At 67.4% G+C, this 15,799-nt stretch carries 17 protein-coding genes; 7 read left to right on the top strand and 10 right to left on the bottom strand.

What is annotated here, in order from left to right; translation table 11 throughout:
• The first annotated feature begins 1,000 nt into the window (after positions 1 to 1,000).
• Positions 1,001 to 1,489: a hypothetical protein gene (locus tag L3Q67_RS02550; RefSeq protein ID WP_499187988.1), complete on the top strand. Its 489-nt coding sequence runs from the start codon at positions 1,001 to 1,003 to the stop codon at positions 1,487 to 1,489.
• 149 nt (positions 1,490 to 1,638) lie between these two features.
• Positions 1,639 to 2,694, top strand: coding sequence for a PPE domain-containing protein (locus tag L3Q67_RS02545; RefSeq protein WP_499187987.1), 1,056 nt, complete (start codon positions 1,639 to 1,641; stop codon positions 2,692 to 2,694).
• A gap of 444 nt (positions 2,695 to 3,138) precedes the next feature.
• Here the strand turns inward: L3Q67_RS02545 and L3Q67_RS02540 are convergent, their stop codons facing one another.
• A complete protein-coding gene (locus L3Q67_RS02540; protein WP_499187986.1) occupies positions 3,139 to 4,761 on the bottom strand; it encodes a hypothetical protein in 1,623 nt (540 codons plus the stop codon).
• Positions 4,762 to 5,076: 315 nt separating this feature from the next.
• On the opposite strand from L3Q67_RS02540, the gene L3Q67_RS02535 reads away from it, so the two are divergent.
• On the top strand, positions 5,077 to 5,280 hold the full coding sequence (locus L3Q67_RS02535; protein ID WP_499191811.1) for a hypothetical protein: 204 nt from the start codon (positions 5,077 to 5,079) through the stop codon (positions 5,278 to 5,280).
• A gap of 337 nt (positions 5,281 to 5,617) precedes the next feature.
• Entirely contained in the window at positions 5,618 to 6,607 is a 990-nt protein-coding gene (locus L3Q67_RS02530) for a hemolysin family protein (RefSeq protein WP_499187985.1), read from the top strand.
• Here L3Q67_RS02530 and L3Q67_RS02525 read toward each other — a convergent pair.
• The 6 genes from L3Q67_RS02525 to L3Q67_RS02500 form a co-directional block, all read right to left on the bottom strand.
• Positions 6,588 to 6,764, bottom strand: a complete 177-nt coding sequence (locus L3Q67_RS02525) for a hypothetical protein (protein WP_499187984.1) — start codon at positions 6,762 to 6,764, stop codon at positions 6,588 to 6,590. The two genes, L3Q67_RS02530 and L3Q67_RS02525, sit on opposite strands and share 20 nt — an antisense overlap.
• Before the next feature lie 104 nt (positions 6,765 to 6,868).
• Positions 6,869 to 7,285 (bottom strand): transglutaminase-like domain-containing protein, encoded by a 417-nt coding sequence (locus L3Q67_RS02520; protein WP_499187983.1) that lies wholly within the window; start codon positions 7,283 to 7,285, stop codon positions 6,869 to 6,871.
• Complete coding sequence (locus L3Q67_RS02515; RefSeq protein WP_499187982.1) at positions 7,282 to 7,539, bottom strand: lasso peptide biosynthesis PqqD family chaperone; 258 nt, start codon at positions 7,537 to 7,539, stop codon at positions 7,282 to 7,284. The genes L3Q67_RS02520 and L3Q67_RS02515 overlap by 4 nt, the downstream gene beginning before the upstream one ends.
• Positions 7,530 to 9,353, bottom strand: a complete 1,824-nt coding sequence (locus L3Q67_RS02510; protein WP_499187981.1) for a macrolactam cyclase family protein — start codon at positions 9,351 to 9,353, stop codon at positions 7,530 to 7,532. The genes L3Q67_RS02515 and L3Q67_RS02510 overlap by 10 nt, the downstream gene beginning before the upstream one ends.
• Before the next feature lie 78 nt (positions 9,354 to 9,431).
• Positions 9,432 to 9,548: a lasso RiPP family leader peptide-containing protein gene (locus L3Q67_RS02505; RefSeq protein ID WP_499187980.1), complete on the bottom strand. Its 117-nt coding sequence runs from the start codon at positions 9,546 to 9,548 to the stop codon at positions 9,432 to 9,434.
• A gap of 72 nt (positions 9,549 to 9,620) precedes the next feature.
• Entirely contained in the window at positions 9,621 to 10,412 is a 792-nt protein-coding gene (locus L3Q67_RS02500) for a helix-turn-helix domain-containing protein (RefSeq protein WP_499187979.1), read from the bottom strand.
• A gap of 274 nt (positions 10,413 to 10,686) precedes the next feature.
• Here L3Q67_RS02500 and L3Q67_RS02495 point away from each other — a divergent pair, with 274 nt between their 5' ends.
• The 3 genes from L3Q67_RS02495 (at position 10,687) to L3Q67_RS02485 (ending at position 13,697) form a co-directional block, all read left to right on the top strand.
• Positions 10,687 to 11,454 (top strand): helix-turn-helix domain-containing protein, encoded by a 768-nt coding sequence (locus L3Q67_RS02495; protein ID WP_499187978.1) that lies wholly within the window; start codon positions 10,687 to 10,689, stop codon positions 11,452 to 11,454.
• A gap of 393 nt (positions 11,455 to 11,847) precedes the next feature.
• Positions 11,848 to 12,360, top strand: coding sequence for a hypothetical protein (locus L3Q67_RS02490; protein ID WP_499187977.1), 513 nt, complete (start codon positions 11,848 to 11,850; stop codon positions 12,358 to 12,360).
• 143 nt (positions 12,361 to 12,503) lie between these two features.
• Complete coding sequence (locus L3Q67_RS02485) at positions 12,504 to 13,697, top strand: helix-turn-helix domain-containing protein (protein WP_499187976.1); 1,194 nt, start codon at positions 12,504 to 12,506, stop codon at positions 13,695 to 13,697.
• Positions 13,698 to 13,767: 70 nt separating this feature from the next.
• On the opposite strand, the gene L3Q67_RS02480 is transcribed toward L3Q67_RS02485, so the two are convergent.
• The 3 genes from L3Q67_RS02480 to L3Q67_RS02470 form a co-directional block, all read right to left on the bottom strand.
• Positions 13,768 to 14,088, bottom strand: coding sequence for a hypothetical protein (locus tag L3Q67_RS02480; RefSeq protein WP_499187975.1), 321 nt, complete (start codon positions 14,086 to 14,088; stop codon positions 13,768 to 13,770).
• 299 nt (positions 14,089 to 14,387) lie between these two features.
• On the bottom strand, positions 14,388 to 15,281 hold the full coding sequence (locus L3Q67_RS02475) for a helix-turn-helix domain-containing protein (protein WP_499187974.1): 894 nt from the start codon (positions 15,279 to 15,281) through the stop codon (positions 14,388 to 14,390).
• Positions 15,282 to 15,295: 14 nt separating this feature from the next.
• Positions 15,296 to 15,796: a DUF6879 family protein gene (locus L3Q67_RS02470; protein ID WP_499187973.1), complete on the bottom strand. Its 501-nt coding sequence runs from the start codon at positions 15,794 to 15,796 to the stop codon at positions 15,296 to 15,298.
• Positions 15,797 to 15,799 lie beyond the last annotated feature (3 nt).

The following is a 15,799-nucleotide window of genomic DNA, read 5'->3' as shown; positions in this document are numbered from 1 at the left end:
TCGCCAACTCGAGCTAGTGACCAGCCGAGGTTGTAGAGGTGGATCGCCTCGTCGACCTGCTCGGGGGAGAGTCCACGGCGGCGCATCGGCACGTAGTGCCGTTTGAGGATGTTGCTGACCGTGCGCCGTTCGATGCCGAACCGGATACCCAGCTCATACACGGTTGCTCCGGCTTTTATCCAGCGATGAGGTCCTTGACCTGGACGGCGTCGAGTTACCGAGCACGACCTGGTTTCGACCGGTCAGCGGGCGGCGGAGCGGGCGCGGCGGGGTCGGGCAGCTTCCGGCAGCGCCTTCAGGGCTTCTACCTGGGGTTTTGTGTTGTAGTAAGTTCCCCAAGGTCCACAGTTTTCAAGATCGCCTGACCTGCGCGTATTCGCAGGTCAGGCGATCTTTTGTCCGGCCAAAGTTGTCTTCTCGCTGGGCGTCCTTCAGTTACGGTGGCCGACCACGGCGACTGTCCACAGTGGTCCGGTGTCCGACAGTTCGTCTGCGTGCACTGCGATGATCTGTCGGTGAGGTCGGGTAGCCATGGTTGTTCGGTGGTGGGCATGAGGATGCGGGTGGCTATCGCGGTGAACCGGGCCGGGCAGACCGCGGGGAGTGCGTGGCGGGTGTAGATCAGTCTGCCGACGGCTGTGCGGTGCAGTAGTTGCCAGCATTGCCGACTGGTCAGCGGTTGTCCGGTCTGGTCAGTGACGGCGGGCTCGGGCGGGGGTGACACGCCGCTCCACCCCGTCCATCATCAGTGCTACCACCATCAAGATCAACGGCAAGCTCAGTGCGAACCACATGGGTGGACCTTTACCCCGCCCTCGTGACGCGAAAACCTGGAGCCAATGATCCCGGACCTGATCGACCTCGTCCGCCGGGGCGAGGCGGTGGCTGGCGCTCGGCGATCTTGTGGATGCCGGGTTGGGGCGATCAGGTGTGCAGGGGTCGTGCCTGCGTGTGCAGCAAAGGTGCCATCTCAGGTAGCTGAGATGTGAAGATGGTGGTTATGGCAAGGGTGCGGACCAGAGAAGATGCCGAGCTGGGGCGCGATCAAGCTCGGGTCGAGCGCGGCCGCGAGAAGCGCGAGCGCGACAACCGGGCGCGGGCTGCTGATGTGGAATGCCCGAGCGGGGCAGGCGAAGCTGGGGTCGTGCCGTCGTATTCCGACGTGCTGGCCATGGACTATGACCAGGTGATCGCGGCGGAGACGGCGCTGGCCCGTCACTACGACCACCTGTCGAGTTTCTTGCCTGGAGCTCAGCAGCTCGGGGCGAGGTTGCAGGACGGGTCCAGCCCGGTGACCCGCCCGATGCGGCAGGCATTCGGGTTGCGCGGCGGCGCCGCGCCCGGCGGGGTGCAGGCTTCGCTCCAGGGCTACCTGGCCGAGTTGGCGTCACTGCGGCACACACTCGCCGGGGTCCGGGCCGCTCATGAGGAGCACGACCAGAGCGCGGCCGCCGGCCTGCGCCGCGCGGCAGCGGAACAGCGGACGTGAGCCCCAGCCACGCCCGGCATCCAGGCGACGTCGCGCGGGATCAGTCCGCCCACGAGGGGCTGTCGGCACGGGAGCGCCGCCGCGCGAAGAAGCGGCGGGTCAAGCGGAAACGGGAACGGGAACGGGAACAGAATCTACGCGACGCCGATGTGTTCGCACCGATCAACTGGCGGTTCTACAAGCATTACGAACTGTGGAAGATGATCAAATCCGCAGAACCCGGCGCGGTGGGTACGGTCGCGCACCACTGGGGTGTTCTCGCTCGCGAACTCAGCCTCGCTACCGGCGACATCCAGGCCACCATGCAGGAATTGATGTTCGCCTGGCAGGGCCCATCCGCGCAGCGTGCCGCCGCGTCGGTGTCCACGCTGACCCAGTGGGCCAGCACAGCCAGCGACCAAGCCCGCAGCGTGGGCCTCGGCCTGGACAGCTACAACTCGGCCATCTCCGAAGCCCAGCGCAAGATGCCGGAACCGGTGCACTACTACGCTGAACGCTGGTTCAAAGACGGGCGCGGGGTCAGCCCGCTCGAGGGGCCTGATGGGTTGTACTTCATGAACAACCTGCTCGACGATCATCTACCCAAGAAACAGCAGGCCGCCGACGCCAAGAACGACGCAGTACGGGTGATGACCGAATACGAGGACGCCAGCCGCGACACCCACCGCGGCCTGCCGCAACCGTTCGCCGCGACCCCCGTCATCACCACCGACCCGGCACCCACGCCACCAGCGCCCCCGCCTGAGCCACGGCCCGACGACGCCGCGCCGAACGTTCCGCCGCGCAGGAACGACGCTGACGACGCCGCGGGTGAGAATCTGGATTTCGGCAGCACCCACGCCGCCGCGACCACCACGGCACCCGGCGGCACACCTGGTCCTACAGGCCTCATCGGCGCCGACGGCCTCGCGCGCCCCGGCAGCGGCCCGAACTGGGCGCCGGGCGCCAACCCCGTCCTCGGCGCTGGTCCCGGAGCGCTGGCCGGGCAGCCCGGCGGCCCGGCCGCCTTGACCGGGTCAGGCAACATCAGCGCGGCGGCGAGTCCACGCGGTGGCAGCGCTGCCGGCGGCGCGGGCTTCTACCCGCCGCTGGGCGGGCAGAACGCCAACCAGAATCAAGACACCGAACACCGGGTGCGGTGGGTCGACGGACTCGACCTCATGGATGACATCGCCCCGGCCTACCCCAGCGTCCTCGGCGAGTAACCCCGCTCAGCGCGCCTCACACCCCCGCCAAACGGTCAAGCAGCCGAACAACCCAGTCACGGTGTCAGAGAGATGCCCCGATCCACGCTTTGCCCGGGGACCGCGTCGGTCGCAGGCACCGCGGCTCTGCTGCCGGAGCACGTCGCGCCAGAGCGCAGACGACCAGATCCACCGCGGAGTCGGCCACCGGGAGTTCGTGCAAGTCGCCGAGCAGAAATTTACCCTGCGGCACACGCAATTCTGGGCAAGAAGCAGACCCAGCAACGCGTTTCCACCGCCTCCCAGAAAGCTGCCCCGTGAAGCGATTGTCGATCAGCTCAAATGGCCTACGGCCTAATAGACGGTGATCCTGGCGTAGGTTGTGGCGTGGCAGCAGCCTGAGTCGGTCTGCGCGGCCTCGTGTATCCAACGATCTCCCTGTCGAGCATCACCTTCTGGCCACGGTCAATCGTCCCCCCGACTCCACGAGCTCCAATGGCCAAGGCAGTTTTCAAGTCGTTCTACTGATACCTCGATGACGCTGGAGGCTTTCGTGTGGGGAAGTTCCGCCCGCCATGCCTCCTCAAGCCTCACGCACAAGCGCGCCAACGAGCTTTGTAGCGGAAACCCGTGGAACGTGCGGTCGACTACACCAGGCGCTATGGAAAGTTTTCCTTTCCCTCGGATTACGGCATTTCCTAGATGTCGACTCATTAGATATTCGATACTTGCGGCGTCGGCCGGAACATCGTCAGACAGGCCGATCGTGTCAATTGCCCGTAACAATGCGCCGAGCGGCACCTTCAGGCCGAGGTCCGATTGGCGCATCTGCCATGAGAACCATACCGCGACGCGACGCGACCTGTGGTCGGACACCACGGGCAGGGCAGGGCCTACGATCGTGTGGAAGTCACCAGCCTTCTCGGCGAGTTGTTTTTCCAGGTTCGAGGCGCGTGAGCCAAGGGCAGCTCCGTACGTCAGTTCGGGAAGTAGCTTCCGAAGAACGTCGGCGGGCTCACCACCGGGCTCACCAAAGCTAGTTATCTTTTCGTTCAATTTTGCGAGTAGCGGGCGTGATGCGCCATTGATTGTCAGTTGCAGGTGAATAAAGGCTAGATCATCGAGAAGAGTGATGGAGCAAGCTAGAATTCCAACCTCAGGGAACTGGCTAAGGAATGCGATCACGGCGTGCGTTGACCCCCAGCGGGCGGGGCCAACAAAAGTTACCGGAACGCACCCTTCCGCACCGCTCACCGCCCCTCTGTCCGCCGCCAGGCTGAAACTCGAACGCGCGCGCTTCCGGTCATGAGCACGAACCAGAAACCAGTTCCCCGTCCGGTAGCCCGGACGGGTGTCCGCCAGAAAGAACCCGTATCCGTGTGACTCGCAGAATTTGGACAGGCTTTCCGACATCTCTATACCAACCTTGGCGCCTGGAGTGTCCAGAGCGATCGAGAAACGAACTGCCAGAGATGCGACACGGGGAGAGGTTCCGAAAGCTCCCTGCGGGCCATCCCGTTCGACGGTGTAGTCATGAGGTGGCACCTGCACGGGGCACTGCAACGAAAGAAGTGGACGCTGTCGCCTCGCTGCGGTCTCCGCGACTTCGCGTAGCACCTCCCGAACCGCGAGGCCATGACGGAGAAGAAGTTTCCGCGGCTCGTCCTCGACCACAATAATTCCCTCTATGCGCGGATAGGACTCGTAGAGAAAAGTCAAATTCGGACGCGCGATCCCCCTGAACGCCTTTCCTCGTTCGTTGCCACGCTCCTTGAGTTCAACAACGGCGCCGCCTCCGTGGTCTCGATGCAGCAGTTCCGCAGGCAATGTGTCCACGCTCGTGCCCACGACTAAGGCTATACCGTTCGCCCGAGAAGAAATTGTCTCGACGAATGTCGTTTCCTCTTTCGTCGATATCAGGCGGTTAAGGTAGCCGGGGTTGTCAACGGCATGGTGGACCTCGAAGTTCACTTGCATCATGGGCTTGTTCAGGAGCAGGTATGCGGCTCGGGCCAGATCCGCCAGCGCCCGGGCTGACCCCTCTGGAAGACGCTCACCGCTAGGTCCCACCTCGCTGAGCCTGTTCATCAGCGGGCCTCGAAGGATACGAAGTTGGCATCCACTCGGTAGGCGCGACTCGACGTCCCATCCCGATTCGGGGATGCCCACCGTGGCGCATTGAGCTCCGTTAGGCGCTTGACCGGTTCGACATCTGGCCTTCTGACAAGCAGAAGAATGCCGCCGGTCAGTCCGAGTAAAATTGCCAGGGCGAAGGCTAGCGGAAGAAGCGGCCCGTTTGCCGCTGTGGCTACAGCCAACGCTGCCATGGTTGTGATGCATACACGCGCAACGAATCGTGGCACAGTGCGGAGATGCGCAGAGGTAACGCTAACGCCGGAGTCGTTGCGGCCGAACGTGGAGTGGCGCACCGATCAGGGCGACTACGTGCTCGTGGCCCGCGACCCGCAGGCCACCTCCGTGCGCGTGACCTGGGTGCTGACCGAAGACAGCAGCGACCTGACAACCCAGGGCGAGATGGCCGTCCCCGCCGGCCCGCTCGTGGACGCCGCCGAACTGGTCACGACGGCCTTCCTGCACAAGCACTGACGCACGATCCGCACGGGGACCTGCATGCGCCGGTCCGAGCCCCGGTGCGGACGCCTCCTGGATAAGCGGGTGATCATCGCGCCCGGTCGGACTGCGATGTGGCGGTTTCGCGATCGACAGGGAACTCTCCTGCGGGCGAATACTGCAGTTGAGGGGCTTGGAGTCGGTAGCTCGTGTCCGGTCGGCGCTGCGCGTAGGACGGGAACGGCATGACCGGCCGCGACACTGCCGCCAGCACGATGCCGACGGTCGAGTACTCGATGGTCGGTGTCGGGTTGGCCGGTACCGCACCGCGCGGACGGGGGAAACGAAGAGGGTTCCGGTGTTGGTTCATTTGATGGCCTCACTGATCTCGGCGGCGATCATCGCGTTGAGCGCGTTCTTCGTCGCCATCGAGTTCGCCTTGATGGCCGCTCGCCGGTACCGCCTGGAAGAGGCCGCGGAGACCAGCGCGTCGGCCCGCGCGGCCCTCAAGAGCGCCCGTGAACTGTCGCTGCTGCTCGCCGGGTCGCAGCTGGGGATCACGCTGTGCACCCTCGCGCTGGGTGCCATCGCGAAACCGGCGGTGCACGACATGATGACCCCGGTGATGGAGGGCTGGGGCCTGCCCGCGGCCACCGCCGACATCGTCGCGTTCGTGCTGTCCCTGGTGGTGGTCACTTTCCTGCACCTGGTGGTTGGGGAGATGGCACCCAAGTCGTGGGCCATCGCGCACCCGGAGAAGTTCGCGACCATGCTGGCCATCCCGATGCGCGGCTTCATGCGCGTGACACGGCCGTTGCTGGTGGCGTTGAACAACATGGCGAACTGGTGCCTGCGCCGCGTCGGCGTGGCGCCGGTCGACGAAATGAGTGCCGGCCGCACCCCGGAGGACTTGCGTCAGCTGGTCGACCACTCGGCGAAGGCGGGCGCACTGGACGCCGACCGGCGCGACCAGCTCGCCACCGCGCTGGAACTCAACTCCCGGCCGTTGCGCGACATCACCCGGCCCCGGAACGAACTCGTCGGCGTGCCGGCGGACGCGTCGGTGGAGGCCATCCGGGAAGCGGCACGCACCAGCGGGCACCTGCGGCTCGTCGTGCTGGACGGCAGCACCCCGATCGGGGTCGTCCACGTACGCGACGCGCTCACACCGGGCGGCACGGCGGGCGAGCTGATGCGGCCGGTCCTCACCTTCGACGCCGACACCGCGATCTACCGGGCGCTGAACACCATGCGCGACAGCCGCAACCACCTCGCCCTGGTCGAATCCGGCGGCGAGCTGATCGGCCTGGTCACCCTGCGGGACCTGCTCGACCGCCTGCTGGTCACCGCACCAACAGCATGAACCGATCGGGGTGAGGTGCATCGCCGCACCTCACCCCGACCGCGAGTCCGGCGGATGCGGTCACCGCGCCGAGCGCGGCGCGCACTAACAGCACGCGCAGCATCAGCCAGCGCAGCCTGACCACCAGGACCAGCTCCAGCTGCGGCAGGAGACGCACACCCGCACGGCGCTCAGACATTGCTGACCGGATCGCTAGGCCGCGACGTCGGCGCCGTGGTTAAGGTCCGCTGTGTCGGCGATGGCGCCGTGCCGCCGGACTGCTTAGCTGTCGACTGACATGACGACGTGGAAGTGCTTCACCATGTCCGGGTCCTCACCGATCGGCTGCCCGTCCACCGCGACCCAGGCGTGTGCGGCGAAGGGTTCGGTCACGACGCCGGTGCACCACTGTGGCCAGGTGCCCCGCAACCGGCAGAGCAGTGCGGTGGCGATCGAGCGTTGCAGGCAACGAGGGCCCGCGCAGGCGATGCTGACCGCGACCACGGCCCGGCGGGCCCGGAGGGCTTGCTCGGCGGTGGCCGGGGTAGCTCCTCGGGCGGCGAGTTGAAGCAGCTTCCGCAGGCGGGAGGGTGAGGCGGTGGCCAGCAGCCGACCGGCGAGGGCCGCGGCCAGGGCGGCGGGCCGCTGGATGAGGGGGACCCGAACGCGAGGTTCCAGCGTCATCTCGACGCCGCTCATCGCGCGACCAGCCCCGCGTCGTCGAGTGCGCGCAGCAGCGCCGTCACGTCCGCGGCGACGTGGTCGCCCGCCGCGGGGTAGGTAGCGCGGAGATCTGCCACGATGCTCGCGGTGTCGGAACCAGTCAGCAGTGCGCGCAGGACCGTGGCGCCGGTGTGGTTCATCGTCCAGTAGCGGCCTGTTCTTTCGTCGAGCAGCACCATGCCGCGGTCGGCCGGTGTCATGGTCACGTGCGCGGACAAGGTCAAGCCCATGGGGTTCCTCCCGGATTCGCCAAGGCGGGTTCGCCGGTGTTTCGCAGCCACAGTTCGCAGGCCAAGGTCGCGTCGAGGGGCATCAGGGTCAGGGCGGTGGCGTGGGCACCACGCAGGACCGCGCGGACCGCGGCTGGATCGATCAGTCCCATGCGGGCCAGTCGCGAGTCGGCCATCAGGTCCACCAGTTCCTCGCGGCGGTTGCGCATTCCGGCGTACATCGCCGCGCTGGCCTCGTTCTTGGTCGTGCGGGCGAGGATGTCGCCGGGCACCAGTCCGGTCATCGCGGTCACCAGGGCGGGCTTGAACCGGTGGGGGTCCATGCGGTCTTCCAGGCGGATGCTCAGCGCCGCTTCCAGGACCCGGTCGTCGGTGAACGGGCCATGGAAGGTGACCCCGTGCGCGGAGGCGAGGTGGGAGTGCCGTCGTAGCATGCGCCCGTTGACGCAGTTGATCCGGATCATCTCGTGTTGCACGGGCAGCGTGGACAGCGGTTCGGGGCGGGAACCGGCGGCGGCGCGCAGGGACCGGTGGATGGTGGCGGCGCCGTCGGCGGTGATCCACGGTGGCAGCGTCGGTGACACCTCCCACGCTGGCGCGCCGAGCTTTCGCGCGGCGTCCGGTGTCCCGGTTGCGCAGCCGGTCAGCCAGTCGGCATAGGACTGGCTGTAGCCGAGCACGGCCGCGGTGGCACGCATGGACCAGCGGCGTCGTGCCCTCAGTGCCCGAGCGTGGTGTAGGGCCAGCAGCGGTCTCCGGCGGGCGATGCTGGACAGGCACATGGTTCCCGGCTGGAACATCTCGTCGCCGCCCACGCCCTGCAGGTGCCGGCGAGACCCTTCGGCTGCCACCAGCGCGGCCAAGTGGTCCGTCGCCGCCGAGGCGCGGGCCAGTACGTGGGGGCCTTCCCGGTCGAGGGGGGCGTGGTCGGGTTGTGCGTACCAGTCGGGTGCCTCCTGCGGCGAGGTGACCAGGTGTCGGGCGCCGGTGAGGTGGCGCCCGCTGAGCCGCGCCCATGCCAGGTCGTCGGTGGTCCGGCCGTCGGCCTGGAAGTGCGAGGTCACGAGCCGCGTCCCGGTCCGGGCGGCCAGGAAGGTCAGGGTGGTCGAATCGACGCCACCGGACAGGTCGGTGCTCACCGTGTCCTCTCCGCGGGTGCGCGCGGTGACGGCGTCCACTAGAGCTTGACCGATGGTGGCGCCGTTTCCGAGCCGCTGGTGCGGGGGCGGAGGTGACCACCACCGCCGGGTGCGCCCGGCGCCGTCGGGCCCGATCTCGAGGCACTCGCCGAGCTGGGGAACGTGCACTCCGCGCCAGGGCGGCCGGTCGTTGAGCGGCCAGGGCGGTCCGAACGGCACCAGCAACTCCAGGGCAACGCGTTCCTCGTCAATCCCGGCGCCGATCAGGTCCACCAGCGGCTCAGCCCGGTTCGACGCCACGGTCACGCCGTGCCAGGTGGCGTAGTGAACCTGGAAGGCGGTGGACAGCGAACCCTGGACCCGCACCGTGCCGGCCACCGACGCGACGAAGTGGTGGCCGCCGGCCATCGAACCGGCGAGAGTGTCCAGGTCACGCGGCGAGGTGATCGACCGCAGCCGCCGCTCCAGCTCGTCGGGGGCGATCAGGGCGGCGCCGAGCAATGCGACCGAAACCTCCCCGGCGGTGGCGACGAGCAGATCACGCTCGTGCCAGCGGCCCACGATCCACGGCTTTCCCGAAGGGTGCGCCACGATCCGGGTCCCTGGATCGTCCAGGTCGATGCCGCCGATCACCGTGGCGGCGCCGGGGTGATCGGGCAGGACCAGGAATCGCATCTTCACTCCGTTCGTCGAGTACTCCTTGGGTGGGGCGTGGCCGCGCGAACACGGCCACGCCCGCCTGCTGACCGAGGGTCAGAACCAGAAGTAGCCCCAGATGCCGTCCGCCCAGTAGCCAGCGTGGGTGAGCTGGGTGACCTCGGCGAATTCGCCGGCTTCCACCATGCTGGGCGCCTCGTAGATCTCGTCCATCACGTACTCCTCAATTCTCGGATCTTCACTTCGGGATCCGGCCCGGGCGGGCCGACAAGGAGATAATCACCGTCAATCACTAGCCAGGTCTTGAAGAAAATGGCCACCGTCGCCGTCCGACCTCAACTGCCGCAGCGATCGGTCCGCGAGTTGACGGCACTCACGGCTCAAATGCGCCTGATCACTGAAACCGCACTGTGCCGCGACCGTCGCCGCGTCCATTCCGCGCATCAGCAGGCACAGGGCGCGGCGCAGGCGAAGTGCCCGTGCTGCCCGTTTGGGTGAAAGGCCGATGTGCTGGGTGAACAAACGTGACAGTTGCCGATGGCTGCAGCCGACTTCAGCGGTGAGATCAGCGATGGACCGCTTGCCGTGTTCGCGCATCAGCACGCGCCACCCCGAGGCCACGATGGCCGGCGCAGATGGTGTGGGGTGATGACCGGGAATCAGGACATCGGAGATGAGTCGGCGGCGCGCCGAATGGCTACTGGTTCCGCACATCGCTTCCAGGAGTGCGGTGAACCGGGGGACCCCGTCAAGGCGGACGTCGATGGGTGATCCGAGTAGATCGCGGTCCACGAAAGACGTCGTCCACGGAGCCAGGACCATCTCGAAGCCTTGGTGTGATTCTACCGGGGCGGCCGGATTCAGTCCGGCCGCCACCACCGAGGAGAACGAGACATGAGGTGTTCCACTCGGTGAAACCGAACAGCCCCGGCAAGCTGGGTGGAACGTCAGAACCGTACCCGGACGACGCCAGTGGCTGTCCTCGAAACGTTGCTGGAGTATTTCAAGTCGTTCCCCGCGCAGGTCCGGGGGAGGGGTCGATCGCTGGGCAGGACAAAGTGCCTTCTCCGTTTCCATGGTGATCCGTTTCGCCGGTCTGAGTGCGTGGGGGACGGCAATGACCGTCGCGCCCACAGCACACGGTTTCCCCTGCTCATCAGGCCGATTTGGACACCTTTGGACATGACTGGACGCTGCTGGACGCCCCCGCCTGGGCGTCGGCCGCCCTGCTGACCCAGGGTCGCCCGTACGAGTGATGAACTCGCCTTCGCCGGAAACGAGCCACAGCCGCGTTCATCCTGAAATCAGCCACTCGCCGAAACGGTGCACGATGAGGTAGGGGAGACTTCAAGTGAGCAACGGGACGGAGCCGTCCGGAATCCATTCACTGCCGGACCTGAAAGAAGCCTTCGATTCCCTTCGCCGAACGCAGGGCCGTCATCTCGGCAAAGAACGCTTGTCGGTCCAGGACCTGGCTCGCCGGCTGAGCCGAAGCGAGGACTGCACCATCCCGCGCAGCACGCTCGCCAACTACCTCGCCGGGCGCACACTGCCCCCACCAGGAGCCTACGAATCGATCCTGCGAGCGCTCGGAATCCCCCATGCGGAACTGTCGGCCTGGGCGAATGCCTGGGACCGCGTCCATGACCACAACTCCGGCCCCGGCCACCACCCCGCGCCCGCCGCGCCGGCGGCCCGCACCGACGCCGGACCGCCAGGGCGCCGACGGTGGCCGCTGTGGCGAACGGCAGTCGTGGCAGCCACCCTCCTGGCCGGTGGCACCAGCATGATGGCGCTGTTGTCCTCGGAAAAGCCGACTACTCTGCCCACACCCACACCCACCCCCACAGGGCAAGCTGCCGGCGAGTGCGCCTACTCACCGGTAGCAGCGCCGATCCGGGTACGCCCCAGGCCGACCTTCAAGACGGGCACAGAGTTCCACACGATCAGCCAGGTGGAGCAGGTCGTGATCGGCGCATGCACCCCACAGCACGCCGAGTCCGGCACCACGTGCAGCGCGCAGACTGTCCCGATCGACACCTGGATCCCGGTCCGGTTCCCCTACACCGGCTGGGTGTTCTCCGCCTGCCTGCAGCGCATCGCCCCACCGTCCCCCTGACCTGGTCGACGGCGTTGGAAGGCCGGGCTGGACGAGGGGGTCGTCGATCTCTCGCCCAGGTGTGCCTGCGCGGCGGGAGCGCGGCTGCGCTGCTGGCCGGGTTGGACGACGAATTGGCCGGTGCCGGGCGCTCGTTGCGGTTGGGACCGGCACCGGTACCACCGCGAACGACCTGCGGCTGGTGTGCCTCGCGGCCTGGTGGCTCGTGTTGGGTGCCAGCGTCCGCTCCGGCCCGCTCGAGTGCGGCTCCTTGGCGAGCTCGGCTGTTGGGGTGGAGGGCGTGACTTTGTGGTGTTCGGGGGGATGGGTTCCTCGACGGTGTGCGGGACCTGCCGCAACGATTGCGCCGAGTGTCCCCGGTGCCGCGACTTCGACTGCGAGGTGTGCCTGCCGGTGGTGATCACTCCCCGCACCGCCGCCGCGTTGGACGCGGCCCTGGGCAGGTTGGCCGACGAGGTCTACGACATCGCCGAGCAGACTTCCCTGGCCGGCGGTGGGCCCGCAGCGGACGCGGACACCACGGTCCCGCCGTGCGTGGCCGAGCGTGACCCGTGGTTTTCGCGCCGCTACGCGCGGGCCTTCGACGACCTGGCCTGCGACCTGGCTGCCGGGAGGCGCCCGACCCCGGCGTGCACCGCCGAGGAGGTCGCCTTGGATCTGGCGATCCAGGATGCCGAACGGTGCAAGCGCGACGAGCCCGACCTGCACGCCGATTTTGTGGCGGCGCACCCAAGCTCCCGGTTCGACTATGACTGGCCGATCCTGCAGGAGGTTCTGTTCCAGGACAAGGACTACGAGGGGCTGCTCGCTCACCCGGTCCCGCTGTCCTACGACGACGCCGAGGAGTGGTTCGGCGAGTTCGGCAACGTGCCCACCCGCGACCCCGAGCGCGGATTCCGCCGCTGACCCTGTCGGTAGCGCCAGCAGCACCATCGCTCACGCTATGACACTTATTCAGCACGTTCGGTGTCAACATGGGCGAAGTTTTTCGGGCGGCGGAGCTACCCTGACGGGTAATGGCGGGGGTGTCCCGGGAAGGGAGCGTGGCCATGGCAGCCGAGGAGGACCGCGGGCCCGCGGGTGTCGGGCGGCGAGTGCGCGCCGCGCGCAAGCTGCACCCGGATTTGGGCCAGCGGCAGCTCGCCGCCCGGATGCATGTGTCGGTATCGCTGGTGCGCCAGGTCGAGCAGGGCCGCAAACCGGCGTCTCCATCGTTCGTCGCGGCGGCGGCGCGGGCGCTGAACCTGACCGTCTACGACCTCTACGAGCAGCCCAGCCCGCAGTTCGGCACTGAACGCGAGGGCATCGCCGAGCTGGAAACCGCCGTGATCGCGGGCCCCGCCCTGGCCACCGATGACCCGCCAAGCCCCCTGAACGGGCTGGCGCGGGCGGTGGCCACTGTCGCCGAACTACAGCGGAGGTCGCGGTACGACCGCTCGTCGGCGGTGATGCCCGATCTGCTCGCCGCCCTGCACACCGCAGCCGCGCACGCGCGTGCGGGAGCCGAGGCCGAGCGGGCGCACGCGTTGCTGACCCAGCTCTACCAGTGCGTCACGATCTGCCTGCACCGCATGGGGTCACCACTGTCCGGGCAAGCCGCCGAACGCGCGGCCACCGCCGCGGGCGCCTCGGGCGATCCGCTGCTGGCCGCGCTGTGCGAGGGCGAGATCGGGCTGCCTTTGATGCACCGAGGCGCCTACGCCGCCGCCGAGCGCCTCGCCGCGACCGGACGGTCCCTGGCCGAGGCCGAGCCCACCAATCCGGCGTCGCTGACCGTGCGCGGCTATCTCCACCTGCGCTCGGCGATCCTATCCGCCCGCTCCGGCGACCGCGCCACCTCCGACGCACACCTGACCGAAGCCGCCGACTGCGCCCGCATCCTCGAGCCCGGCGCTGACTACTACGACACCGCGTTCGACCCGGCCAACGTGACCATCCACTCCGTGGCCGCCGCCGTCGAACTCGGCGACGGCGCCACCGCGCTGGCCCGCAACACCCCGTTGCCTCCCGGCACCCTGGCCTCCCGGAAAGGACACCACCACGTCGACCTCGCCCGCGCGGCCCTGCTGCACGGACGCCGCGACCAGGTCCTGGCCGAACTCAACACCGCCCGCGCCCTGGCACCGCAGCTGACCCGCTACCACCCGCAGGTCCACGAAACCGTGGTCACCCTCGCCCACCACGACCGCCGCCGCTCCGACTCCCTGGCCACCTTCGCCCGCTGGGCCGGAATCCAGCTCTGAACCAGAAGCCCTTCCGACCGCCACCGGCGCCCCCGCTTGGCGGACACGTCGCGCGACGACGAGCGGGCGGTCACGCCTGCCCGGGATCCTCGGCGGTCGGTCGTTTGCCGAACACGAACCGCTCGATCAGCGCTCGCGGGCCGTCGAACTGACACAAGGTGATCAGGACGATCACGGCGGGCCAGGCCACGACCGCCACGCCGGTCAGCAGCACCGCTCGTGTGACGTGCGACCAGTACCAGCTGCGCGTCAACCCCGGAATGTAGGCGCGCCACGCCATCCGCCACACGGTGATCCCGGTGCACACGCCCACCAGCAATGCCAACCCCGCAAGGGCGCGATCGGGAACGGGGAATACCTGCATGTACAGCTGCGTGATCGGACCATCCACTGAATTGCCGCCTCGTCTTTCGTGTTCTGCCAGGTTTCATGCGCTGTCGAGCACACGGCGACCGACAGAATGCCGCGGCAGGGCAGCGCCGAAGTACCACCGCAATGCCACACCCGCGCCCGCGCCGACCGGCGACGATGCCGAGAACGAAGCCCTATGAGGTGACTGGCGGGATCGCCGGAACGGGCACATGCCGGGTGGCGGAGGCGGTGCCTCTGTGGTGCGGTGACTTCGATGATGAGCGGCCAGGCGGAGCCGTGGGAGTTGAGGGGTGTCGATGACCTTGTCGAGGTCGTTCTCTACTCGACCTGATTGCCTGATGATGGCAGGCTCCGCTTGCGAATCTGCTGGCTGTGTCGTCGTTGCTCTAAGGCTGTGGTGATGAGGTTGCGGGCAGTAGGGCCGGTGGCTGCTTGGGTGGCGAGTTCGGTGAAAACCCGTTCGTGTAAGGCGATTTCACGTGGTTGGTTGATCGTCACCTCTGCGGAGATATTTTCGATGTGGACGATGCGGTGGTCGTAGATGATGAAGTTGTGCGTGGGTACGCGGTACTCGGCGTCGGCGGGGATGATGCCGAGGTGGACGCGAGGCAGCGACATGACAGCGAGGAGCCGGTCGAGTTGTCCGATCATGACCTCGTCGTCGCCGACGGTGGTCACGAGGGCTTGCTGGGCCATGAGGAAATGAAAACGGCGGTCACCACGATGGTAGAGGACTTTCTGGCGTTGCATGCGGGCTTCGACGCCGGCGTCGAGGTCGTCGGGGATGTCGTAGAAGTCGATGACGCGGCGCATGACCGCCGTGGCGTATTCGGCGGTGTGTAGCAGGCCGGGGATGAGCACGGGTTCGTACCAGCGCATGAGCTTGGTTTTTGCCTCAAGGGTGCGAGAGGCGTTCTGGCGGCGTTTGGTGCCTGTGCCCAGGTTGCGTCGCCATTCGATGTACATCGCCTCGATGTGGCGCGCGGTGGCGATGAGGTCGGCGACCTGACCCTCTGCGCCGGTATGGCGGCACCACACTCGGATGTCATCATCGGTGGGTTTCTGGTTGCCCAACTCGATTTTCGTCACCTTCGAGCTGTGCCGCCACCCGGCAAGGTCGGCCAGTTGCCGGCCGGTGAGTTTTGCGTCTTTGCGGAGATCACGCAGCCGAAGGCCCAGCGCTTGCTGGGCTTGGTGCACGGAGCTGGTCACGACGACGTGGAGATCTAGGCGTTGACGTACTCGCTGTCCAGATAGTCTCGGTGACTGATAGCGGCCTTCCAGACCGTGTCGCGCACCGTGCGGCAGTGGCCGACGATGGCCGGGTCGGTGGTGGCGGCGCCGCCGGCGAACCGGCCGCCGGGCTCGAACACCGTGAACACCACGCGGTCATCGTCGAACAACCAGAAATCATCCGTGGTCAAGGCGCTGGCGTCGATGAGGTGCCGCGGCAGGTAGCGGATGTCCTCGCCCGCGGCGATGTTGTGCTCGGCCACGGCCAGGCCCCAGCGGGTGTAGTCCACGTGGGGCACCGACACCACCCGAGCCCGCCGGATGTTTCGCCCGGCAGCGGTGGTAGCGCGGACGAGATCGAGCCACGGCCGGTGCCACGCGAAGTCGTCGGGCTGCCCGGTCAAGAACAGCTGGAACGGGCCGGTTTCGTCCGGGGTGTGGTAGGTGTCTTGAACTTCCAGATGGAACGCGTCGCGTGCGAACTCGGCGAACAACGC

This window comes from Saccharothrix sp. AJ9571 (assembly GCF_021725495.1).
GTDB classification, from domain to species: domain Bacteria; phylum Actinomycetota; class Actinomycetes; order Mycobacteriales; family Pseudonocardiaceae; genus Amycolatopsis; species Amycolatopsis magusensis.
This window is presented reverse-complemented; position numbering and strand designations above follow the sequence as displayed.